The organism is Paenibacillus sp. FSL M7-0896 (assembly GCF_037975415.1).
In the GTDB taxonomy this organism is placed as follows: Bacteria; Bacillota; Bacilli; order Paenibacillales; family Paenibacillaceae; genus Paenibacillus_AQ; species Paenibacillus_AQ silagei.
The window spans coordinates 4240425-4262952 of the sequence record NZ_CP150250.1 but is presented as its reverse complement, the minus strand read 5'-3'; the positions used below and the strand labels follow the sequence as shown (position 1 = coordinate 4262952).

The following is a 22528-nucleotide window of genomic DNA, read 5'->3' as shown; positions in this document are numbered from 1 at the left end:
AAGCCTCCGGTATGCTGAAATGGAAGTAGGCAACGTGCAGGAAGTGAGCGAGAAGGAGCAACCGGAATGAGGAAAATGTACCTGATAGCCGCCATATGGTTCAGCCTATTACTGCTGGCGGCATGTAGCAATGGCACCGGCAGCGGTTCTGGCGGGAGGATTGCCGATACCAGCCTAAGTGCAGGTCCGGCTGAGGATGCAGCGCTCCATGTGCATGCTGCCAGATCGGATCAACCGCAGAGCAGCAGCCAGCCCTACCTGGGCAAGGTCTATAAGGTTGTGGTAGATCCGGGTCACGGCGGTGAAGATCCCGGGGCAGTCTCCGTCAGTGGACGCCTGGAGAAGGATTTCAATCTTAGCCTGTCAGAGCAAATCGCAGCCCGGGTGGAGCAGGACCCGCAGCTTGAGATTCTGCTTACCCGGACCGGGGATGCTTTTATCTCCTCACAAGAGCTGTTCCGGCCCCAGTTCGCCAACAACCTGGCCGCAGACCTGTTCATCTCCATTCATGGCAATACCTATGAGGAGGCATCAGCATCGGGTACAGAAACCTTTTATTATCATGAAGAATCCTTGGCTTGGGCCGAGACTATACATAAGCATGTCATTCAAGCTACCGGTCTCAAAGACCGCGGCGTGAAGAAAGGGAATTACTTCGTTCTGCGCGATACGGTAATGCCGTCGGTGCTGCTGGAACTGGGCTATTTAACGAATCCCGGCGACGAAGCGAAGATGTGGACCTCCGGGTTCCAGGAGAGCGTGTCCTCCGCTGTTGTAGATGGGATAAGAGAGTATTTAGGGCTGGAGTGATGGATCACCACGATGTCAAAATGCACAAGGAGAAGCTTATAAACCGGATCTTAATTCTCGGATCAGGAGGATCAGGCAAGTCTACCCTGGCCCGTCAGCTTGGCGGCCTTCTTCATCTGCCGGTCGTACATCTGGATGCCCATTTCTGGAACCCGGACTGGGTTCCTAAGCCAAAAGAAGAGTGGGACGAACTGGTGCGGCAATACACCGACCAGGAGCAATGGATTATAGATGGTAATTATTCAAGGACCATGGAGCTAAGGATTAAGCGTGCGGATGTCATTATTTTTCTGGATTTACCCCGGATATTGTGTATGTACCGGATTGTGAAGCGTCGTCTTATGTACCATAACCAGACTAGACCGGATATGAACGAAGGCTGCCCGGAGAAGCTCGATTGGGCATTTGTGAAATGGGTCTGGAACTATAAGGCACGAAGCCGTGCTGTCACCCTGGAGAGACTCAAGCAGACCGGAGCTCACCAGCAAGTGCTGATCGTAAATACAAGGCGGCAGGTCAAGGAATTAGTCAAGAACTTCGCGGATGCAGGCATTCATAGCATTGCTTAGGAGGACCCGTTAATATGGTGCAGGGACTGTCGGATGCATTCCCTGCGTAGCGGTTACTCTGATGGGGAGGAAAGGGAGGGACACGATGAACCTGCTGGAAGATATGAATGCTGCACTCTTCTACATTGAAGAGCACTTGGACGACGAGATCGATATAAAAGTGGCTGCGGGCTTCGCGTTATGCTCGGAGTATCATTTTACACGGATGTTCTCCTTCCTGGCCGGTATCCCGCTCTCGGAATATATCCGCCGCAGACGTCTTACGCTGGCTGCCTTCAAGCTGCAGGGAAGCCAGCACCGGATTATTGATGTTGCCCTGGAGTACGGGTACACTTCGCCGGATGCATTCACAAAAGCCTTTCAGCAGCTTCATGGCGTAACGCCTTCAGAAGCAAGAACGGCAGGGACACCCCTGAAGGCCTTTCCTCGAATGACTTTTCAGTTAACCATTAGAGGAGGCAGTGAAATGAATTACCGCATTGAGGAGAAAGAGGCTTTTCGGATCGTTGGACTCAAGAAAAGGGTAGCTATCCAGTTCAGCGGGGTGAACCCGGAGATCGCGGCCATGTGGCAGAGTCTGAGCATGGAGATGATAGGGGAGCTGAAGGGGCTGTCGGATATGGTTCCGTCAGGGCTAATCAGCTCGTCGGTGAATTTCTCCGAAGGCCGGATGGAGGAACGTGGGGAGCTGGATCATTATATCGGAGTGGCTACCACGCAGGAATGCCCGCCGTCCTACGCCAAGCTGGAGGTTCCAGCGTCTGCATGGGCCGTGTTCGAAGTGGTGGGTCCCTTTCCGGGCACGCTCCAGAATGTCTGGGGCCGGATCTATTCCGAATGGTTCCCCTCTTCCAATTATGAGCAGGTCGAAGGGCCGGAGCTTCTGTGGAACGAAAGCAAGGATACCCACTCACCAACTTTTAAAAGTGAAATATGGATTCCGGTGCGGGAAGCAGGGCGCCGTTAACGGTGCAGGTATTCAGCCAGAGCGGACGGGGCTTCCAGTCAGAATGAATAGCGCCTCCTACAATCGGGTAATGGTAGTCTAGTATAACTAACTAGGAGGCATACTTCATGGAGTGGACTTTGGAAGATGTGGAAGAGACGAGCAGGCTACATCCTGAGTCGTTCTTTATTCCTGCAAGACAGGAACGGGAGACACAGGGTACGGGGAGAATGGTGCGGCTGCACTTCATGTTGACCCAACCGGCTGAAGGGCAGCCACGGGCTGAACGGATGTGGGTGGAGATCACCGGGAGAGATCCGGTTACCGGGCGGTACACGGGGCTGTTGACCAATACACCGGGGGTTATCCAGTCGCTCCAGCTCGGAGATCCGGTGGAGTTCGAGCCCAGACATATCGCCCAGACGATTCTTAGAGAAGGAGATCCGGCATGGGTCGAAGCCGGGGAGAAGGCGGGTATGGTCACCAGGCAATGCCTGACGCCAGGAAGCGGTGTGCGCTGGATGTACCGGGAGGCCCCTACCCGTGAGGAGGACAGCGGCTGGCGGCTGTTCACCGGAGAAGAAGATAACGCTTATCTGAGCGACCCGAAGAATACGGCCATCATGAATGTGTATGATCTGATCGACCGGGACCCGAGCTTGCTGGAGCCTTTTAAAGGAGCTGTGGGTACAGCGTTTGAACGGAGCGGACCGGGTGGCGCGTGGGTAGAAGTGAAGAATTGGCGGTAGGCATGATATACTAGGCTGGCGGACACAGGTGACTGTGGCCCCGGCCTTTTTTACTAGGAGAAGGGCGGAAGGGCAGATATACATAACAGGTAATTAACTGAGAGGAAGGATTAGAATGATTGAATTACAGCCTAGTGAGTATAGTAGAATCAAGCATCTTCTAGCGCATAGAGAAGGAGAGTTCATCTTTGTATTTGTTCATGGGGTTATAGATCTTAATCAGCCAGGCAGAATATTTGTGAATAAGTTAGATCAGCCGACTGCAGGGCTTGTCGCAAGCCGAGGCGGAAAATACTATCTGTTCGGGCAGGAAGATGATGAGCAGTTCAATCGAAGCATACTTGATTTCTTAGCCAATCCGGCCAATCACGCGAATTTCTATGATTTGTACTTCTCCTCCAGTCAATGGCTTGCGATGCTGAAAGAACCTTTGAAAGACAACACAGTGGAGCTCAGTAGAACACATTATAAGATGAACAGTAACGCTAAAGCTCCTGCTGACATTCAGGAGGATTCTGGAGAATTTGTTTTAACTAGAATCGATGAGCAGTTGTTTGGACGCTACATTCAGGAGATGGACGATAGTTACCGATTACTGTGGACTTCGGCTGAGACCTATCTGGACAGGGCATTTGGTTATTGTTATTTGAATGAGAGCGGATTTGTAAGCGCTTGTAATACTTTTTATGTGGGTGGCGGCTATATTGAACCGGATATCATCACGCACAAGGAATACCGTAATCAAGGGTTGGCGTTCAGACTGTGTCAAGAATTCATAGCGCTTGGCCGTCAGCGGCAGCTAACAACATATTGGGATTGTGATACCGGCAATACTGGCTCCAATCATCTGGCCGCTAAGTTAGGTCTGGTGAAGGTTGGCGAAGTTCCTATTCTGTGGTGGCATGAGAGTAAGGAAGTCATTGCGAAATATTTAGCCGCCTACAACTATAATACCTAAGAATGGATGCTGTACTTTTGTAAAATTCACTTGTGGAGGGGACCGACCTGAAGCACATATATTACTTGCTGCTTGCCGTACTGCTCATAGCTGGTTGTAGCACCAATAAGGATGCACAACCCGCTCCTGAGCGGCCGGAGGTATTGGGAGAGATGCCTGAAGACATGCCTGCTGATTTCGATTTTCTCGTCCGGTACGGGTATGGGGAGGTCACCAAGAATGAGATCAATACGTATCAGGATACCGTGGTAAAAGATCTGATCATGAACGGAACAGCCACAGCGGATATTACGTTGACCGAAGATGAAATGCGCAGCATCTATGAGCGGATGAGAGGCATCCGAATCATGGGGAAGCTGGAGCTTGTGTCCCTCAAGCAGGGCTGCGCGGTGGTCCCTTACCAGGAAGACAGCTGGAGGATCACCGTAAACGGGTTCACACGGAATTGGTCCTGGTCCGGCGAGAATTGTGAGCTTACGGAAGATGCAGAGAAGCTGCTGGAGCTGCGGAACTTCATCGCGGACATTGTAGCGGGTAAAGAAGAGTACCAGGCATTGCCCGAAGCGGAAGGCGGCTATGACTAAGGAGAACTGCATATAAAGGTACGACTGCAAGCGTACTCCGCAAGTCCGATCCCAAAGGATCGGATTTTTGGTTTAATGGGATAGGGAAACAGCAACCGGACAGAGTAGAAGGAGGTTTAAATTCAGTTTAAATATGTCGGTTACTATCCTTATAGATTCAGCATTCAAGGAGGAATAAAGCATGAAGCAGACACAATCAGCAGGGCAGGGCGGCAGCTATGCCATTGAGGCGCAAGGATTGGTCAAAATCTACGGGAGCAACCGGGCCGTGGATGGTGTAGATCTCAAAGTCGGCACAGGAATGATCTATGGGGTGCTGGGTCCCAATGGTGCCGGGAAGACAACCGTAATTCGCATGCTGGCGACCCTACTTCGGCCTGACGCAGGTTCGGCGCGTATCTTCGGACATGATGTGGCAAAAGAACCGCAGATCGTGCGTCAGTTAATCGGAGTGACGGGTCAATATGCGTCAGTAGATGAGTCGCTTAGCGCGACTGAGAATCTGATCATCTTCTCCAGGCTGCATGGCCTGGGGCGTGCGGAGTCTCGCAGCAAGGCCTCTGACCTGCTGGAGGAATTCGGCTTGACGGAAGCCGCCAAGCGCCCCTTGAAGAACTTCTCCGGCGGGATGCGCCGGCGGCTGGATCTGGCGGCCAGTCTAATTGCGCAGCCTCCGCTCATTTTCCTGGATGAGCCGACAACGGGGCTTGATCCCCGGACGCGCAATCAGATGTGGGAGACGATCCGCAAGCTGGTGAATACGGGATCAACGGTCCTGCTGACGACCCAATATCTTGAAGAAGCGGATCAGCTGGCGGACCGGATTGCCGTGATTGATACCGGTAAGGTGGTCGCAGAGGGAACAGTTGATGAACTCAAGAGCTCGGTTGGCAACTCCTCGCTTCACCTGAAGGTGGTCCATCCGCAGCAGTTGCTGAAGGCGCGGCAGATTGTGGAGCAGGTGCTTCAGGTACGCTCTAACCTGTCGGCAGAAGCAGCCAAAATTATCGCACCGATGGGGAACGTGGACCGGGTAACTGATCTGCTGATCGCACTTCGTGAAGCAAGCATACCGCTGCTTGAGATGAGTGTGCAGAAGCCAACGCTGGATGAAGTATTCCTGACCCTAACCGGTCATGGCGTCAAGGAAGAGGCGGGGCTTGTCCCGGATAGTACACAGAAGAAGGAGGGAGTATTAGCATGAGTACTTTAATTAAGCCGGGTGTAGACCGTAATTTGAAAAACCATACCAGCTTCGGCCAAGCGGTACGTAATTCCTTTACGATGGCTTACAGAGGACTGCTCAAGATCCGGCGTACACCGGAGCAATTGTTTGACGTCACGTTTCAGCCGATTATTTTCACCTTGATGTTCACGTATATTTTCGGCGGGGCGATTGCCGGGGATGTGGCAAGTTATCTGCCGGTAATTATTCCAGGAATCTTGGTACAGACCGTAATCACGACCTCCGTCGTTACCGGTGTCCAGCTACGGGAGGATATGGAAAAAGGGGTGTTCGACCGCTTCAAATCGCTGCCGATTGCCCGGATTGCTCCTCTCGCAGGGGCACTGTTAGCAGATACTATACGTTACACGATTGCTACGGTACTCACCTTCGTAATGGGCTACATTATGGGCTTGCGGCCGGAAGGCGGCATCGGCGGGGTTGCCCTGGCGGCGGTTCTGGTCATCGGATGCTCCTGGGCCATCAGCTGGATCTTTGCCTTTTTCGGTGTGATCGCCCGCACAGCATCCAGTGTTCAGGGGATCTCAATGATCGTGTTATTCCCGCTAACCTTTCTCTCGAATGCCTTCGTGCCAGTTGATACGATGCCGAAATGGCTTCAGTGGTTCGTGAATAACAATCCGATTTCACATCTGGTCACTGCTGTCCGTGAACTGGTCAACCATGGAACGGTAGGCAGTGATCTGGTCTACTCTCTGATCGGAGCCGCTGTGATTGTGGCGGTCTTCGCTCCGATAACCGTGCGTGCGTATATGCGCCGGACGTAAGTCTGGTTCAGTAAGACGTCAACGAATGCAGGGATGCATCGGTTGGCGTTTTTTTGTATGCGAAAAACCGAATACAATGTGACCAGTCAGGCTCAGGAATTTTGAGTCCATTCCGTTAGGGATAGCTCATAGTCAACAAAAGTCTGTAATTCCCCATGCTGATCTGCCCAGGCATTCTTTCGTACCGCTATTTTACGGAAGCCGAGTTTCTCATACACATGCTGTGCTCTGGTGTTTTTAAGATTCGTATCCAGTATGATCTTGTGAAACCCCTGTGTTTCAAACAAATAACGGACCAGCATACCTAAACATTCTGTGCCTGCCCCTTTGTTTTGTTGATTGAAATCACAGATTTTAATCCCCATCTCCGCCACATGTCCAGAAACCGCACTGTAGCTCATTTCACCTGCGGGAGCACCATCGATTTCCAGAATCAGACGTCCTTTCCGTTCAGAGTCTGTCCCGGTCTGCAATTGGGTTAACACCTCTTGTTCAGTGATTCCCAAGCCCTTAGGAAATCCGGCATGCGCCATGACTGCTCCGTCGTTCCACCAGCTGCATAACAGCTCTGCATCGGCTACAGTTGCATCCCGGATGACCAAGTTACCTTGTTGCATATACAATCTCTACACCTCCATGATTCCAAATGAGCGTAGCTTCATCGTAGCATGCCATGATTTCCGCGAGAATGGAGAGTATTGTTTTATACAAATTGTATTAGGCTTAAGAGTACTAGCAGCGATAGATTCAACAGCAGCCCCAGTATAGATAATTTGTTTCGCTTAACAATTCCAAGCACGCTGATGCAAACAGCGAACAGCAGAAGGAAGTATACCAGATACAGGGAAGTGTCAGCGTAGAGTGCTAAGACCTTAGACCCTGCGTCATTCACAAACTCGCCCTCGTACAGGTTCTTGTACCTGCGGTTAGCATAAATTAATACACTGGTAATACAAACGGAGGATAATAACACAGGAATAGCAGTTAGACCTCTTGTCTTTTTCTCATATCTGCCTGCTGTAACGGACCAAACTCCATAGATGACAAATCCCGAAAGCAGGCAGATGAAGTACATCTGATAGAACATCATCCCTTCCTCACGGTCCCCGGTTCCGCCCCCATCCGGTCCTGAAGCATATAATAATAAGTTGGTTATGACCAGCATGAAATTTAGGAGTGCGTATTTAACGGCACTAATTCCTATTCCCTTAATTCCTCTCATTCTTACCTCCGCTTAATTGTCTGTTTCTCCCGTTGTGCTATTGTCACTTTTTTGTTATCAGCTATATTATTTGAATACCCTCTAACCAATATAATATATGCTATTACATACTTCATCCCCCTTTAGGCAAATTAATACTATAACTATCAACCAAGGGGAGAATCTGGTGAAAAGAACACTACGAGTCATTACCATACTGCTAATTATCGCGCTTATAACAGACGGGCTTGCACCGGCTCCATGTACCGCAGCAGAACCGCCATCACATTTACAGAATCCGCAAACTGATTCCAGAGAGCTGCAACTGCAAGACATGCTTGTGTTGCAATTGCTGCCCTATATGAATGATCGGTTGAACACAGCTTATTTCAGTCTTTTGACCACAAGTCCTCAACTTTATCCGTATTTGGTTCAAGTGGAACACATAGAGCGGGTGAACGGTTTCCGCAGCTTTGGGTTTCGTATTACGCTGAGGGCTTTCCCTACAGTCGGACCGCATATCAGTGTGGGAGAGGATTTGTTTACGTATAGAATCTCAACATCACAAGTTGAGCTTGTAGAGTATAAGCATATAAAGGGACCTGAGGCACACGATTTTCCGCCAAATTACCTGGATATGTTGAGAAAAGATACAAATGAAGCGGCTTTTTTCAGAAACCTTCTGGAGTTGTGGCGCGTTAGCCTTTATAATATGACGAGAATATAGAATAAAGGAAAAGGTGTAACTTCATGAGCATATTAAATGTAGAAAAGCTTAGTCACGGCTTCGGCGACCGGGCCATCTTCACAGATGTCTCCTTCCGTCTGCTGAAGGGTGAGCATATCGGTCTGATCGGCGCCAACGGTGAAGGTAAATCGACCTTCATGAATATCATTACCGGTAAGCTGCAGCCGGACGAAGGCAAGGTGGAATGGGCGAAACGGATGCGCGCCGGTTATCTGGATCAGCATGCGGTGCTTCAGCAGGGGCAATCCATCCGGGATGTGCTGCGCGGGGCCTTCCAATATCTGTTCGATATGGAACAAGAGATGAACGACATGTACGGCAAGATGGGGGATGTGACCCCTGAGGAGCTGGAGCAGCTGCTGGAGGATGTCGGAACAATTCAGGACATGCTGACCAGCCAGGATTTCTATATGATCGATGCCAAAATCGATGAAACCGCGCGTGGACTCGGTCTGACCGACATCGGTCTGGACAAGGATGTTAACGATCTCAGCGGCGGTCAGCGGACCAAGGTCTTGCTGGCGAAGCTGTTGCTGGAGAAGCCGGATATTCTGCTGCTGGATGAGCCTACGAACTATCTGGATGAACAGCATATCAACTGGCTGAAGCGTTATCTGCTGGATTATGAGAATGCCTTCATTCTGATCTCCCATGACATTCCGTTCCTGAATAGCGTGATCAACCTGATCTACCATATGGAGAACCAGTCGCTGTCGCGTTATGTGGGCGATTATGAGTATTTCCAGCAGGTGTACGAAGCGAAGAAGTCACAGCTGGAATCCGCGTTCAAGCGTCAGCAGCAGGAGATTGCCGATCTGAAGGACTTCGTGGCCCGCAACAAGGCCAGCGTAGCTACCCGCAACATGGCGATGTCCCGGCAGAAGAAGCTGGATAAGATGGAGGTCATCGAGATTGCCAAGGAGAAGCCGAAGCCGCAGTTCAACTTCAAGCAGGGGCGGACCTCCGGCAAAATGGTTTTTGAGACCAAGGATCTGGTGATCGGGTATGATTCCCCATTGTCGCGTCCGCTGGAACTCAGCATGGAACGTGGGCAGAAGATTGCCCTCGTCGGTGCGAACGGTATCGGTAAAACCACGCTGCTGCGCAGCATTCTCGGCCAGATCCAGCCTATCTCGGGCACAGCCCGGCTTGGCGATCTGCTGGAGATCGGGTATTTCGAGCAGGAAATGAAGGAATCGAATTACAACACCTGTATCGAGGAGATCTGGAACGAATTCCCGTCTTACTCCCAATTTGAGATTCGTGCAGCGCTGGCGAAGTGCGGCCTGACCACCAAGCATATTGAGAGTAAAATTGCTGTCCTGAGCGGCGGCGAGAAGGCTAAGGTGCGTCTCTGCAAGCTGATTAACCGTGAGAGCAATCTGCTCGTACTCGATGAGCCTACCAACCATCTCGACGTCGATGCAAAGGAAGAGCTGCAGCGTGCGCTCAAAGCCTATAAAGGCAGCATTCTGCTGATCTCCCATGAGCCTGAATTCTACCGTGATATCGTGACCGATACCTGGAACTGCGAATCATGGACAACGAAAGTCTTCTAGAGAACCGGCAATAAGGCCGGTGTAGAGCTTGACCCGTAGGAGGGGTACTTTGCAAAAAGTGACTCTTGCGGGTCATTTATATTAAAGTGGAGTGGAGTAAGAATGCAGGGGGATCATATGAACGTTGTGAATGAGGAGACAGTCGTGAAGCCATCCAAACGCAGTCTGGTCAATATCATTATTGACGGTATTTCTGGTATTTTTCTTCCCATAGTGAATATATTGAGCGCGGCAGGAATCATGAAGGGTCTGCTCGCAGGTGCGGTTGCACTGGAGATCATCAGCAAGACCGAAGGCACCTATACGGTGCTGAATGCTATGGCGGACAGCCTGTTCCATTACCTTCCGCTGCTGCTGGCGTTTACGGCAGCCCGTAAATTCGGGGCCAATCCTTTTACGGCGGTCGTTATAGGCGGGGTTATGCTATATCCCAGTCTGACTACACTATTTGCGAACAACGAAGTCATTGAGTTTATGGGCATGAGCATCAAGCCGGTGAATTATCCTGCAAGCGCTATTCCTATTATCCTGGCGGTAGGCCTGCTGGTCTACGTCGAGCGATTCTGTGTCAAAATACTACCGGAGGTCATCCGCGGCTTCTTCACTCCGCTGATCTCTATGATCGTGGTATCGTCGGTGACGCTGCTGGTATTCGGACCGATGGGGGCGCTGGCCGGTGACGCCCTGGCAGACGGGTACCGTACAGTGTATAATCTCAGTTCAGTCGGCGCCGGAATGGTGCTGGGGGCGATCATTCAGCCGATGGTCATCTTCGGCCTGCACTGGAGTCTGGTGCCGCTGGCGATCAACAACATCAGCACGGGTGGATCAGACACGATCCTCGCGCTGATGGGTCCCGCCGCCTTTGCCCAAGCGGGAGCTGCGCTGGCAGTATTCATCAAAGCCAAAGACAAGCAGTTCCGCACCTTAAGCCTGTCGGCATCGATATCGGCCTTGTTTGGTGTGACGGAGCCTGCAATGTTCGGGGTCAATCTGCCGCTGCGTAAGCCGATGATTATTGTCTGCTGCGCAGGCTCGATTGGCGGCGGGATGGTCGGGATGTTCGGCTCGTCCGCGATTTCATTCGCTTTTCCGGGACTGGCTACGCTGCCTGCTTATCTGGGGGACGGGTTCGGCGGCTTCCTGATCGCATGTGCCACCGGGTTCCTGATAGCCCTGATCGCAACGCTGTGCGTGAAGCTTGGACCGGAGCCAGTCGTCGAACCACTTGCCAAGTCCTAGCTAAGGGGGGTTACACATGAGAGCGATTAGAAGAACCAAGACGGTGGAAGGGACTTCCATTCCCGGAATCATCCATAACGGAGGAAGTTACTTCTATATTAATTTAGATGTGTACGAAGACGGCATGGTCAACTGCTGGGAGCTTACAGATCTTAAGGGCTTATCCGGCAAAATAAATTCAGGCTGGTTAACGCCGGCCGTCCCCTCCGGGAAGCAGCTGTCCATTCATGGACTGGGTGCGTATACGGTAGAGTCGGCAAAGTGGACTTACAACGCTGCAAGCTATTACCAGCATATTCAGGAAACAGTGAGCCTGCTGAACCCGGACCATACGAATATCTATGAGATTTCGGGCCGGGAGCAGGAGCAGAGTGAAGCGCGCCGGATTGCGCATTCACCTTCCTCTACGGAATTCTATGTCAACAGCGAAATGTTCTACCAGACGACGGAGGGCAAAAGTGTCCATCTGTTCATGAAGAATAGCGGCGCAGTATACCTGGTCGATGTTGTGATATACAAGGACGGAAAGGTAGCGGTCTATAACCTGCCTGCTGACGCAGAATATACGCTGGAGGAGCTGGACGCGCTTGTTGCAGATAAGACCTTCTTCACGACAATGGATACTCCTGTAACAGTACATATTCTGCAATTGGGCGAGGTTACATTAGGCGAAGCCCTATACTCTGCCGATGCACAGGAGAAGCTCAAAGAGCTGCACAACCTCTACAAGCAGTTAAACGGCGAGCAAACGGCGCATGAAGCGTGCCGGGCTGCCTATTACGCTTATCTGGAGAATCCGGGTGAATACTACCGGGAGCAGCTTCGAATCAAATATGAGCTTGTGCCGGAGCATGAACGGATGTATCTGGGCGATATGGATACGAAGGATTGGGATTACCAGCGAATCCTGTATCATCCCGAAGAGACACGCGAAGTGTGAGCGGGGCAGGATTTTCTACGCGTTGGATGCTATACTACTATAAGTGATGAAGTGATGAGATAGAGGGTGGCAGGATGGAGACAATCAGCTTTCATTATGGACGGCATATTTCCAAGGTGGCGCGGGCATTATATTTCCACTCGTGGAAATCTATACTATCGATTGGCGTTCAAGCGGTATTTATAGCGGTGTGCATGATTCTGTATACTCAGAACCAGTCGGTTATTCTGCTCGGCATATCGATTACGCTGGTTCTGACCATGGGAATGTCAATCGTGATGCGAACCTTGCTTTTACCGAAGATATTGTCGGCAGATACAAGGTACAATAAGGAATTTGAATATCTTTTCGATGCAGAGGGGATCAATTTCAGTCCGGAGAAGGACGCGTCCGTCATGACCTGGGGCTCTTTCACCCGGGTATGGGAGAACCAGAGCTACTATCTGCTGTTCCATGGGCCACAGGAGTATTGGTTCGTTGCGAAGCAATCGTTCGAGGATGCCGCACAGGAGCATAAATTCAGAGCGTATGTGTCAGATCACCGCAAGATTGTCAGTGGCGTGATTTGGTGACAAAAAAGAAGGACATGCTACCCGCGCATGTCCTTTTCTGTATCCGGGAGCGGATGATTAGCCGCAGCTACACCCGCCAAAAGCTTGTGCAATCTGCCTTGTCGGCAATATTGTACTCGATTAACTGTCTAAGCAGGCCGTAATCCACCGGATTCGTCCATTTCATGCGGATCAGCAGCTTGGTGTGATCTATTCCGCCTTGCTTCAGGACTTCCTCGAAATGATCCATGCCTGCTTTTTCCGGGGCAACAGCCATATGCCCTTTGGCTACACTGAAGCCGATAATGTATGTTCCGTGATCGGTGAACATCGGCTGGTTCCAGCCAATTCTCGGTTCGAGCTGCGGGAACTCCTGCAACACCCAGGCGAGTACTTCCTCCACCGTTGCCTGATGGACCGGATTATCGATCTTCGCCAGATACTCTGCAAACACATCCATGGTTTGTCCTCCTGATCTATGTCAGCCCTCATGCCCTCCATAATATCTCGTAGCCGCAGGATAGTCAAAAATTTTAATGAATAAATTTGATTAACCATCACAATGGGAGGTGTTGAATGGTGAAGGAGTAGGGCTCCCTTCCTCATTCCAGCATTTCCCTGTATGATAGAAGAAGCTTGTTGTTCTTCAAAATAAATGAGAAGGGGGTTATGGGATGGAGGAGAGGATCGGGTTCAAAGGCAAACGTCCTGCTGAGTTGCCGGCCACTATAAGCGTGATTGCCCTGATGTTATTCTGGATAAGCTTTTTCCTTCGGGTCGAAAAGACGACTCTGTTGGAGCAGATTGTGACCTATCTCGTCATCGGAATTGCAATAGCCGTTGCAGGGATTATGGTATATCGTTTGTTTACCTTTAGCAGGGCGTTTAACATAGAGATTAAGCCGGAAGCCCTGCAGATCAAGAATGTAGAGATTGAAGCCTCTACTATTAAGTGTATTTTCATCAAAGGCTACTTGCTGCCCGTGATCGCAGTAAAGCCCAGAGCCAATCTGCTGGTTACTTATAAATACTGTTTTCGATTCCCCGAGCAGGAAGATCAAGGGATAAAGGTGCTAACGGAATGGGCGGAGCGGCACCAGATCGAAGTGGTACATAAGAAGTTTGTGAGATGGCTGTAGTTAACTAAGGGATGGAGAATAGGAGGAACTAATCAAATGAAAGTCTCCGGATTCAGTCACATCACACTCCAGGTACGGGATCTACAGGCTTCATTGGAATTCTATCAGGGTATTCTGGGGATGAACGTTAGACATCGTGGCCGAATAGATGCCTATTTGGAGTGGGGCAGCGCTTGGATCTGTCTGCTTGAACGAACGGTTGCCAAGGAGCCTTTAGGCGGATACGCCGGGATGGATCATGTAGCTTTTTATATCGCAGAGGATGATTTCAATGAAGCTGTCGGCATCTTGCAGAAGCATCACGTTGAGATCGTCAGAGGACCTGTTCAGCGGGGAACCGGCTGGTCGGTGAATTTCCTGGACCCGGATGGAATTCAGCTGGAGCTGCATACTTCCACTCTGGATGAACGGATGCAGGTCTGGCGTTAGGCGGAGTGGGGTCCATATAATAATCAGAAGCGGGGATGCGGGATGAATAAACCTTTTCATGAAATGCTGACGTCGGAAAATGAGCTCAGAGAGCTTCTGGGCTATCCAAGTGAAGTGGTGAAGCGCAAATCAATCCATCAGCTGGATCATCACTGCCGTGATTATATAGCGATGTCCCCTTTATTATTCCTGTCTACGGCAGATGAACACGGCTCATGCGATGTCTCTCCGCGCGGGGATGCGCCCGGTTCGGTGCTGGTGCTGGATGAAGGGCATCTGGTCATTCCTGAACGTCCGGGGAACCGCAGATTTGACTCTTTGCTGAATATCCTGGCTAATCCACATATCGGTCTGATTTTTATTATCCCGGGGCTTGAAGAGACACTGCGGGTTAACGGGCAAGCCTATATCATTAAGGACGAGCCTATCCTGGATCGGATGCGAGCCCGAGGCAAGCGGCCTGCGCTGGGGATCGGGGTGAAGGTGGAGGAATGTTATATGCATTGTGCCAAGGCCTTCAAAAGATCGCAGGTCTGGGACTCCGGCACCTGGCCTGCTGAAGCCTTGCTCCCGTCTGCTCCCGCCATCATCGCCGCTCATGTGAATGCAGCGGAGTTCACGGAGGAAGTGGTGCGGCGAGGTATAGAGGAGAGCTACGAGAAGCGGCTGTATTAAGTAGGGGAGTGAATAGCGGGGATGGATACAGAGAGGCTGATACGGATTTTTGACAGGCAGGCCACGGATTATGACCGTAAAAGAGATGATCCGAAGCAGCGGCGCTGGCGCCAGAAGCTAATCGGTTCTGCGAAGGGTGAGGTGCTGGAGCTTGCCGTCGGAGCCGGGGCGAACTTCCCGTTCTATCCTAAAGGCGTCAAGATCACGGCTGTGGACTTCAGCGGAGCCATGGTTGAGAAGGCCAGACGGGCCGCCGGACAGTACAGACTGGAAGCCGATTGTATATGTGCAGATATCGAAGACATGAGCTTTGCCGCGCATTCGTTCGATACGATTGTCTCCACGCTGTCCTTATGCAGCTATAAGAACCCGCTGAACCTGTTGGTGAAGCTGAACCGCTGGTGTAAGCCGGACGGCACCATCCTCCTCCTGGAGCATGGAATTGGTTCTAACATCTTGGTCACTACACTGCAACGGGCGCTAAATCCGCTCCTGTACCGCATCTATGGATGCCATCAGACCCGGGATATTCTCGGACTGGTCCGGGAGTCGGGGATGCAGATCACTAGAGTGGAGAGCTATTCGCTGAATATGGTGCATTTGATCTGGGCGGGACCTGAGGAACAACAACTATGATCTGAAGGTGAGGGGAATGCGAAATGGATAGTATTATTTTTGATCTGGACGGTACGTTATGGGACCCGACGGAGACCGTAGTGGGTGGATGGAATCAAGTGATTAGCAGCTATAAGGGAGCAGCCAAAGAGGTAACGATAGACAATTTACAAGGCATTATGGGGCTGCCGGTGCCGGAGGTTGGCCGAAGGCTGTTTCCTGATGCAGATGAGGAGATCCGGCAGAAGATTATGGATGAATGTTGTGATATGGAGTGTCTCGTTCTGTCGCAGCATGGCGGAAGGTTGTATGCTCGGGTAGAAGAGGTGCTTTGGGCATTATCGGCTAAATATAAGCTGTTCATCGTAAGCAACTGCCAGGCGGGGTACATCGAGGCTTTTTATGAATATCATCAATTGCAGAAGTATTTCACAGACTACGAGAATCCGGGGAGAACCGGACTATCTAAGGGAGAGAACATCAGGCTGGTCATGGACCGCAATCATCTGATGAGTCCTGTCTATGTGGGCGATATCGAAGGGGATAGGAAGGCGGCAGGGTTCGCGGGGATTCCTTTTGTGTACGCGAGTTATGGATTCGGCGAAGTGAGCAGTTATGATTATGTGATCGACCGGCTGGACGGGCTGCTGGAATTGTTCTAAAGCGGCCCTTGGATAAAGGTGGATCTCTTCCTGCAAAAGCTGGAGTTGTCTTAAAGCCATTTCATGGCTTTGAAGACAACTCCTTATTCAATTCCGGCGATAATGCGGCGGATACGCAGGGGATAGCGTACCAGGGGTACGGTTGGCTCAGACGGCTGTCCAGCCCCCGTCCACATATAGCGTCTGGCCTGTCGTGTAGCTGGAAGCATCCGAGGCGAAGTAGAGGACAGCGCCGTTCAATTCATCGGGGTTGCCGGGCCGGCCCATGGGGCATAGCGTATTATACTGCTCCAGAAATTGGTCCTGGTAGAGCGCGCGGGTCATCCGACTGGGGAACAGGCTGGGTCCGATCGCATTCACCGTGATTCCGTAAGGAGCGAGGGTCCCGCCCATGCCGCGGGTCAGATTCACGACTGCGCCTTTGGAAGCATTATAGGCATGCAGGGCGGCTAGCTTGCTGCCCTTCACACCGCAGATGGAAGCAAGGTTGATAATGCGGCCCGCCTTGCGCTCCTTCATGGCCGGGATCACAGCTTTGGACATGAGATAAATACTCTTCACATTGGTATCCATCACCCGGTCCCATTCCGCTTCCGCCAGTTCCTCGACAGAGCCTGTGGATGCAACTCCGGCATTATTCACCAGGATATCTATCCGTCCGAAATGCTCCAGAATGCTTGCTACCGCCGCTTCAATCTCCGTGCCTCGGGTTACGTCACATTGGAGCGGAAGCGCCCGGCAGCCCTGGGCTTCAATCTGTTGCCGCGCCGGTTCCAGCTCGTCCACTCTTACATCCAACAGGGCAACATCCGCCCCTTGCCCGGCCAGAGCTTGAGCCAATTCCCCCCCTATTCCCCCGGCTGCGCCCGTCACCACCGTCACTTTTCCGCTCAAATCAAATGGATTTCTCACCGGCGCACCTCCATTAATTCCACCAATCCCAGCGCAAGTTGGAGTAGGGAAGGAACTGTTCAGGATCTACAGCCGTCAGGACCTCACCGCGTTCAAGGACGGTATTGCTGACCGTGTAGATGCCGCCCAGCATACGGACGACTTCCAGCTCGGCCCAAGGGTCATGCGGAGAGTCATGCAGGTGAATCTCTACTTCTGCCGCCGTGCGCACACTGATATCCATCGAGGCTGTCTGCCGGATCAGCAGCGGTCCAAGATCGAATCCGCGGCCATCCGGTGACTTGGAATACTTCATGTTGAAGACAGGCAGGCCGTTACCGTAATGTGCGGAGATGATACTCTCACCGTCTGCGGCATTCATTTTCCCGCTCAGCGCAGCCTCTACATGGAAGAATTCTGTACCCCGCCGGGATACGCTGCCTGCTATATGGTGATCCTCCTTCTGGAGACTGATGTCTGCCATCTTCTTCGGGAAGCCATAAATCTCACGCCCCAGGCCCATAGCGATATCATCACTGATCGGCATGGACAGGCAGTAGGTGCCCGGTTGCCCGTTGTAGGCTGCCAGGACGAAGACCGCGGCTTCACGGTAAGGCTCGCAGAAGCTGGTTCGGGGATAGTTAGCAACAAAAGCGTGCACAAGCGGTCTTGGACCCGGCGTAAGCGGGGCGGGCAGAATGCTGCGGATCACTTCGGGCGAAGTCTCCCAATAGACGGTTAGTGTCTCTGCATTATAGAAGGTCGTAGGTGTATTGATTCTTTTGGTAATCTCATTCACATCTTTTACGAAGCTGCTCATCTGAATCTCCTCCTGTGTTATAGGGTCACGAATAATGTAACATGACTATTCCAGTGATTATATATATGGAAAATATAAAAATAAATGGGAATCTTGTGCGCGGCGCACTATAATAATCATGGGGGGAGAGCGATGAATGTAACCTTTGAACAGATTAGCAGACAATTTAGTAAGCAAGCCCTACATATCCAGTGGAACAAAGCAATAACGACAGCATATTCAGATACGATGCTGATTACGAAGAGCCTGACGCATTTTGCCCCTGAATTTATCTATGTAGGCTACCGGTCCGGATTACCGGATCACGCAGAAGGGTTGGAGCAGGCCAGCCTGATGCTGATTAATGATACTGTGGAGCCAGCTTCAGGCCAGCATCCGCAGATGTATAGCAGACAGAACCGTATGGAATTTGGGGCAGAGGAAGATGTATTCGAGCTCTATAATCGGACCCGGGGGCTGTTCCTGGAAGAGCTTGAACGGGAGCAGGCCAAGGGCAGAATGCTTGAGGCCTGTGTCGCCGGCAAAGGACTGGATGCAATCGTCTGTGCTGCGGCGGAGCTGATGGGCAATCCGGTAATTATCATCGATGTAAGCTTCAAGGTTCTGGCTTCTTCGGATTGTAGCGGGGTTACCGATCCCATCTGGAGCGATAATCTGCACAAAGGCTACTGTTCCTATGATTTCATAGCTGCCGTCCACCAACTGAAGAGTGTGCAGACCGGCATAGAGTCGCTGGAGGCTTATGAAGTGGAATGCAGCGGAAGCCAGGTGACCAAGCTGGTCGCCAAGATTAGGATCGGCAGCAAGCCTGTCGGGAATGTGATTGTGCTGGGCGACACACGCCCGATTGAGCGGAGGGATCATGAGCTGGCGGGTTTTACGGCCGGGCTGGTGGCGGCGGAGCTGGCTAAGAACAGCTTTTACAGGAATTCAAGCCAGGCGGAATATGAAGAGCTAATCTATGAATTGCTGGAGAATGGGGAGAACGGTTCACAACTAATTCAGGAGAGCCTGCGGAGCGGAGTGCATCTGCCTAAGGGCAGATTGTCTATTCTGGTGCTGGAGCTTGCGGGGTACGATGCCTCTGCTTCCGGCAAACAGACTGGTTATTTAAGGGATCAGCTGCACTTGCATTTCGGGGAGGAGCGGCTGATCTTTTACCATGAGTATATGGTGGGGGTCAGTGAGGGTGATACTGCATCGTCCAGGTCAAGAGAGTATGATCCAAGCTTGCGGGAATTTCTCGTCAGCCATCAGATCCGTCTGGGAATCAGCCGGGAATTCACCGACCTTACAGACTGCCGCAAATATTATCTGCAGGCGCTCAAGGCGCTGGAGATCGGGCGGATCGTCTGGCCTGCGGAACCGCGCATCTTGTATGCTGATGTGCAGCTGTATGATCTGTTGTCCCCGCATGCGCAGCATGATTCCCGGGATGTCACCCATCCGGCGCTTACGGTCCTGCGTGTATTCGATGAGAAGCATCATGCCGACTTGTATCATACCCTCTATTGCTATTTGAAGAACAACCAGCAGCTGCAAAAAACCGCCGACGAACTATTCGTCCACCGCAACACCCTGCGGTACCGTTTACGCCAGATCGACGAACTGATTCAGCTTGATTTGCGCCAGATCGATCAGGTCCTGAGGCTATATATGTCCTATCAAATGACAGATTATCTGGAAAAGCTCAATGGGGGAGGGAGCCCTTGTTGCTCTTGATTTGTTATTTGGCAGCAGCAGCGTTCTCCCGCATTAGCTTCATACACACCTGAGGCTCTTCCTCCACTTCCCTGCAAGGCGCACACACCTCAAACCCAAACTTTCGGACAGTTGCCATCGAAGCAGCGTTATGCGGATGAGTCAGGATATAGATAGAGTCCACATCAAGCTGTGTGAAGCACGTGTCGAGAAGTACGGGCAGGGCCTCCGACATATAACCTTGCCCCCAATAGTCCTTCCAGATGTCATAACCGATCTCTACCTGCTTCCGCTCAGCATCCCAATAATGATATCCGCAGGTGCCAATGAAGGAACCGGTCTCCCGGTCAAACATCCCATAGCGGTGATGGCCTTTGCCTTCAGTCTGGGCGTAATGTTCAATGATTTCAATGGCTTCATTATAATCGCAGGGCGGCTCACTGAAGTATTTGCACATGTCCGGGTCTGAGAATTGCTTGTAGACGGCATCGGTGTCTAATTGATTCAGTAAGCGGAAGTGTAGACGGCTGGTGTTAAAGGGTTCAGATAGATTCATTATGTTCTCTCCTATTTATGAAAAAATCGTATCGTAATTGACCAGTGTATAGATATGGTATATGCTGTATTTAAATGGCATTTAAGGAGGATTTGGGGTGGATAAATTGAGATTAGAAAACATAGATAACATTGATTCGCTTACTAATATGTTGAAACTAGCGTTTTCCAACGAAGATTGGCACAATATGATTTTAATTGCCGACAGGCTCTACGAAGAGTCTAGTGTTTTATATTATTATCAGCTGAACCAACCCTCCAGTAAATCATCTCACGACAGGCCTTTAATCTACTACCTTGGATTTTCACAGCTATGCAAGGGCGAAGCTTATCAGAAATTGAAACGATATTCAGAATCAAGAGATTGCATCCTGAAATATAAAGATCTTTCATGGGTCAAGGGTGTAGATGTGAAAGACAAGTTTATTATAAAAGATTTTAGTATATTTGCACTAGGAAATACATACACCATTGACTTGATGGAAGGCAAAGAGGATGTGCTGAAAGAGTATGTTCAGTATTTAAAACAGTATCCGAGAGAAATAATTGCCGGAATGGTCACAATCTTTGAATGTGCTATTAAAAAAAATTTACCAATAGAGTGGATTCTAACAGATTTAGCTGACGAGTTGAATACTATAGAGACTAACCCGGAAAATACAACAACCGCAAGATATTTCACGGAATACTTGTGCTTATTTTCACTATACAAATTAAAACAAGAAGAATATTATGATGCTGTTGAGAAGAACCTGGAAGCTTTAGCATCAAGTGTTATACTTTGTGATAACACAGCGTTCAAAAAACTAGTAGCTCTTTTTGAGTCATTAAGAGAATTTGCTAGCAGTGAACAGGTGATTCGGTACCAGACGCAGTTAAAAAATATTCTAGAAGGAGTGTTAATGGATGAAAAAGACATTTCTCTCATTTCTATTCACAGCGGTAATAATGATTAGCGTTACAACAACGATTTTTGCAGATAATCAGCCGCTAAAAGGGTCAACTCTAATTAACGGTAGTATGGTGGTCACTCCATTTGGTCACGGTGTGGATTACTGATCAATTTTACTTATTCTGTGTTCTACATTATATTAAGCGCCTTGCAGAGATGCAGGGCTTTTTGCATTAAGTAGGCTGTTAATGTATGGTAAAATACATAGAATGCTATGACCATTGAAGGGGTGTGCCTATGAAGCCGAAGAGATTAACCAAAAACCTGGCAGCCGCGCTTGCCTCCGCACTGTTATTGACTAGCACCGGAATTACCGTTCTTAGCGCTATCCCGCAGAAGATCGAGGCAGCGGCGGTGAAGCCTACAACAGCTTTCGCTTTATTCGAACAGAGGTTGCAAAAGCCTTCGTCCCTTGGCCTGGCCCAAGCTACGCTGGTTAACCGGATCGGCCAGATGACGCCGTCTGAGGCTAACCTGGCGGTTCTGCACCTGGAGAATGCCTTGAAGGCGTATCTGCCTACAGCTACGAAACGCATGAGTGAGCCTGTCATTCAATTGGATATCAAAAATATATACACCCCCGGCATGTCCATGGCGTTGGCACGCTCCAAGGTGAAGCGGTCCGAGTCACGGATTGTACTGCAAGACTTGATGGCCATGAACTATAAGCTGGAGAGGGGCGGCGGCGGGTTTGTTCCGGTCATTCAATACAAGAGCTTTAAGGTATTCAAACCGTACCTCAGCAAAGATCTCCAGGTATATATTGACCTGATGGCGGCAGAGTCGGAGCAACCCACTGTGATCAACAGAACTTTACAGGTGGACTGGTACCAGGTCGTGGAACGGGCGGTGCAGTATGAAGCTTTTGTGCAGACGTATAAGACCTCTAACCGTACTGCCGCCATGAAGGAAGCCTTTGAAGCTTCCAAGCAGATTGTGTTTAACGGAGCCCCCAACACACCGCTGTTCGACAAGAAGACCCAGGTCATCCTTCTAAAAGCGGCAATTGCGTATGAGAATACCCTTTCTGAGGCAGGTCCTGAGCAGATTGAAGCCAGCAGGCTGCTGACTCAGCTGGATGATTTCCTACTGCTTGTGGAGCAGAATGGCGATAAGAAGACTCAGGCTGTGATGGATTATCTGGAAGCTATGTAGTCAAGACCACTTACATCTTGTAGAAGAAACCGGGCTGTGGCCGAAGCAGCCCGGTTTCTTGGTG

The 22528-nt window shown here is 50.6% G+C and carries 27 protein-coding genes; 21 read left to right on the top strand and 6 right to left on the bottom strand.

What is annotated here, in order from left to right:
- Positions 1–66: 66 nt before the first annotated feature.
- The 8 genes from MKY12_RS18420 to MKY12_RS18385 all read left to right on the top strand — a co-directional run bounded on the left by MKY12_RS18420 (position 67) and on the right by MKY12_RS18385 (position 6629).
- Positions 67–810: an N-acetylmuramoyl-L-alanine amidase gene (locus tag MKY12_RS18420; RefSeq protein WP_339310266.1), complete on the top strand. Its 744-nt coding sequence runs from the start codon at positions 67–69 to the stop codon at positions 808–810.
- Complete coding sequence (locus tag MKY12_RS18415; RefSeq protein WP_339310265.1) at positions 810–1379, top strand: DNA topology modulation protein; 570 nt, start codon at positions 810–812, stop codon at positions 1377–1379. Before MKY12_RS18420 ends, MKY12_RS18415 begins: the two co-directional genes overlap by 1 nt.
- Positions 1380–1464: 85 nt before the next feature.
- Positions 1465–2346, top strand: coding sequence for an AraC family transcriptional regulator (locus tag MKY12_RS18410; RefSeq protein WP_339310264.1), 882 nt, complete (start codon positions 1465–1467; stop codon positions 2344–2346).
- Between the two features lie 107 nt (positions 2347–2453).
- Positions 2454–3074 (top strand): DUF2185 domain-containing protein, encoded by a 621-nt coding sequence (locus MKY12_RS18405; RefSeq protein ID WP_339310263.1) that lies wholly within the window; start codon positions 2454–2456, stop codon positions 3072–3074.
- Positions 3075–3189: 115 nt separating this feature from the next.
- Positions 3190–4032, top strand: coding sequence for a GNAT family N-acetyltransferase (locus MKY12_RS18400; protein ID WP_339310262.1), 843 nt, complete (start codon positions 3190–3192; stop codon positions 4030–4032).
- A 65-nt stretch (positions 4033–4097) separates the two neighbouring features.
- Complete coding sequence (locus tag MKY12_RS18395) at positions 4098–4616, top strand: hypothetical protein (RefSeq protein WP_339310261.1); 519 nt, start codon at positions 4098–4100, stop codon at positions 4614–4616.
- Between the two features lie 181 nt (positions 4617–4797).
- Positions 4798–5820: an ATP-binding cassette domain-containing protein gene (locus MKY12_RS18390; protein WP_339310259.1), complete on the top strand. Its 1023-nt coding sequence runs from the start codon at positions 4798–4800 to the stop codon at positions 5818–5820.
- Entirely contained in the window at positions 5817–6629 is an 813-nt protein-coding gene (locus tag MKY12_RS18385; protein WP_076081693.1) for an ABC transporter permease, read from the top strand. The genes MKY12_RS18390 and MKY12_RS18385 overlap by 4 nt, the downstream gene beginning before the upstream one ends.
- A 92-nt stretch (positions 6630–6721) precedes the next feature.
- On the opposite strand, the gene MKY12_RS18380 is transcribed toward MKY12_RS18385, so the two are convergent.
- Positions 6722–7246 carry a GNAT family protein gene (locus tag MKY12_RS18380; protein ID WP_339314902.1) on the bottom strand — a complete coding sequence of 175 codons (525 nt, stop codon included), beginning with the start codon at positions 7244–7246 and terminating at the stop codon, positions 6722–6724.
- Positions 7247–7332: 86 nt separating this feature from the next.
- Complete coding sequence (locus MKY12_RS18375; RefSeq protein ID WP_339310258.1) at positions 7333–7851, bottom strand: hypothetical protein; 519 nt, start codon at positions 7849–7851, stop codon at positions 7333–7335.
- 166 nt (positions 7852–8017) lie between these two features.
- Between MKY12_RS18375 and MKY12_RS18370 the strand changes: the two genes are divergently transcribed.
- From MKY12_RS18370 to MKY12_RS18350, 5 genes are all read left to right on the top strand, one after another.
- A complete protein-coding gene (locus MKY12_RS18370) occupies positions 8018–8557 on the top strand; it encodes a DUF3888 domain-containing protein (protein WP_339310256.1) in 540 nt (179 codons plus the stop codon).
- A 23-nt stretch (positions 8558–8580) separates the two neighbouring features.
- Positions 8581–10137, top strand: a complete 1557-nt coding sequence (locus MKY12_RS18365; protein ID WP_339310254.1) for an ABC-F family ATP-binding cassette domain-containing protein — start codon at positions 8581–8583, stop codon at positions 10135–10137.
- A 117-nt stretch (positions 10138–10254) separates the two neighbouring features.
- The gene (locus MKY12_RS18360; RefSeq protein WP_339310252.1) at positions 10255–11379 is read left to right on the top strand and encodes a PTS transporter subunit EIIC; all 1125 of its coding nucleotides are present in this window, start codon (positions 10255–10257) and stop codon (positions 11377–11379) included.
- Between the two features lie 16 nt (positions 11380–11395).
- Positions 11396–12319 (top strand): hypothetical protein, encoded by a 924-nt coding sequence (locus tag MKY12_RS18355; RefSeq protein WP_339310251.1) that lies wholly within the window; start codon positions 11396–11398, stop codon positions 12317–12319.
- A gap of 74 nt (positions 12320–12393) precedes the next feature.
- Entirely contained in the window at positions 12394–12891 is a 498-nt protein-coding gene (locus MKY12_RS18350; RefSeq protein WP_173132894.1) for a YcxB family protein, read from the top strand.
- A gap of 67 nt (positions 12892–12958) precedes the next feature.
- On the opposite strand, the gene MKY12_RS18345 is transcribed toward MKY12_RS18350, so the two are convergent.
- Positions 12959–13330 carry an iron chaperone gene (locus tag MKY12_RS18345; protein ID WP_209869636.1) on the bottom strand — a complete coding sequence of 124 codons (372 nt, stop codon included), beginning with the start codon at positions 13328–13330 and terminating at the stop codon, positions 12959–12961.
- Positions 13331–13544: 214 nt separating this feature from the next.
- Between MKY12_RS18345 and MKY12_RS18340 the strand changes: the two genes are divergently transcribed.
- The 5 genes from MKY12_RS18340 to MKY12_RS18320 are packed head-to-tail and all read left to right on the top strand — an operon-like array spanning position 13545 to position 16390.
- Positions 13545–14009 carry a hypothetical protein gene (locus MKY12_RS18340; RefSeq protein ID WP_339310249.1) on the top strand — a complete coding sequence of 155 codons (465 nt, stop codon included), beginning with the start codon at positions 13545–13547 and terminating at the stop codon, positions 14007–14009.
- 36 nt (positions 14010–14045) lie between these two features.
- A complete protein-coding gene (locus MKY12_RS18335; RefSeq protein WP_036733230.1) occupies positions 14046–14438 on the top strand; it encodes a VOC family protein in 393 nt (130 codons plus the stop codon).
- Positions 14439–14480: 42 nt separating this feature from the next.
- Positions 14481–15113, top strand: a complete 633-nt coding sequence (locus MKY12_RS18330) for a pyridoxamine 5'-phosphate oxidase family protein (RefSeq protein ID WP_339310248.1) — start codon at positions 14481–14483, stop codon at positions 15111–15113.
- 21 nt (positions 15114–15134) lie between these two features.
- A complete protein-coding gene (locus MKY12_RS18325) occupies positions 15135–15749 on the top strand; it encodes a class I SAM-dependent methyltransferase (protein WP_036733237.1) in 615 nt (204 codons plus the stop codon).
- 23 nt (positions 15750–15772) lie between these two features.
- On the top strand, positions 15773–16390 hold the full coding sequence (locus MKY12_RS18320) for an HAD hydrolase-like protein (RefSeq protein ID WP_339310246.1): 618 nt from the start codon (positions 15773–15775) through the stop codon (positions 16388–16390).
- Positions 16391–16537: 147 nt separating this feature from the next.
- Here the strand turns inward: MKY12_RS18320 and MKY12_RS18315 are convergent, their stop codons facing one another.
- Both MKY12_RS18315 and MKY12_RS18310 read right to left on the bottom strand, forming a co-directional pair.
- On the bottom strand, positions 16538–17302 hold the full coding sequence (locus MKY12_RS18315) for a glucose 1-dehydrogenase (RefSeq protein WP_339249175.1): 765 nt from the start codon (positions 17300–17302) through the stop codon (positions 16538–16540).
- Between the two features lie 13 nt (positions 17303–17315).
- Positions 17316–18101 (bottom strand): acetoacetate decarboxylase family protein, encoded by a 786-nt coding sequence (locus tag MKY12_RS18310; protein WP_083685789.1) that lies wholly within the window; start codon positions 18099–18101, stop codon positions 17316–17318.
- 132 nt (positions 18102–18233) lie between these two features.
- Here MKY12_RS18310 and MKY12_RS18305 point away from each other — a divergent pair, with 132 nt between their 5' ends.
- Positions 18234–19823, top strand: a complete 1590-nt coding sequence (locus tag MKY12_RS18305; RefSeq protein WP_339249174.1) for a helix-turn-helix domain-containing protein — start codon at positions 18234–18236, stop codon at positions 19821–19823.
- Between the two features lie 4 nt (positions 19824–19827).
- On the opposite strand, the gene MKY12_RS18300 is transcribed toward MKY12_RS18305, so the two are convergent.
- A complete protein-coding gene (locus tag MKY12_RS18300) occupies positions 19828–20358 on the bottom strand; it encodes a GNAT family N-acetyltransferase (protein WP_339249172.1) in 531 nt (176 codons plus the stop codon).
- Between the two features lie 97 nt (positions 20359–20455).
- On the opposite strand from MKY12_RS18300, the gene MKY12_RS18295 reads away from it, so the two are divergent.
- Positions 20456–21313 carry a hypothetical protein gene (locus tag MKY12_RS18295; protein ID WP_339249171.1) on the top strand — a complete coding sequence of 286 codons (858 nt, stop codon included), beginning with the start codon at positions 20456–20458 and terminating at the stop codon, positions 21311–21313.
- 233 nt (positions 21314–21546) lie between these two features.
- Entirely contained in the window at positions 21547–22464 is a 918-nt protein-coding gene (locus MKY12_RS18290) for a hypothetical protein (RefSeq protein WP_339249169.1), read from the top strand.
- The last annotated feature ends 64 nt before the right edge of the window (positions 22465–22528 follow it).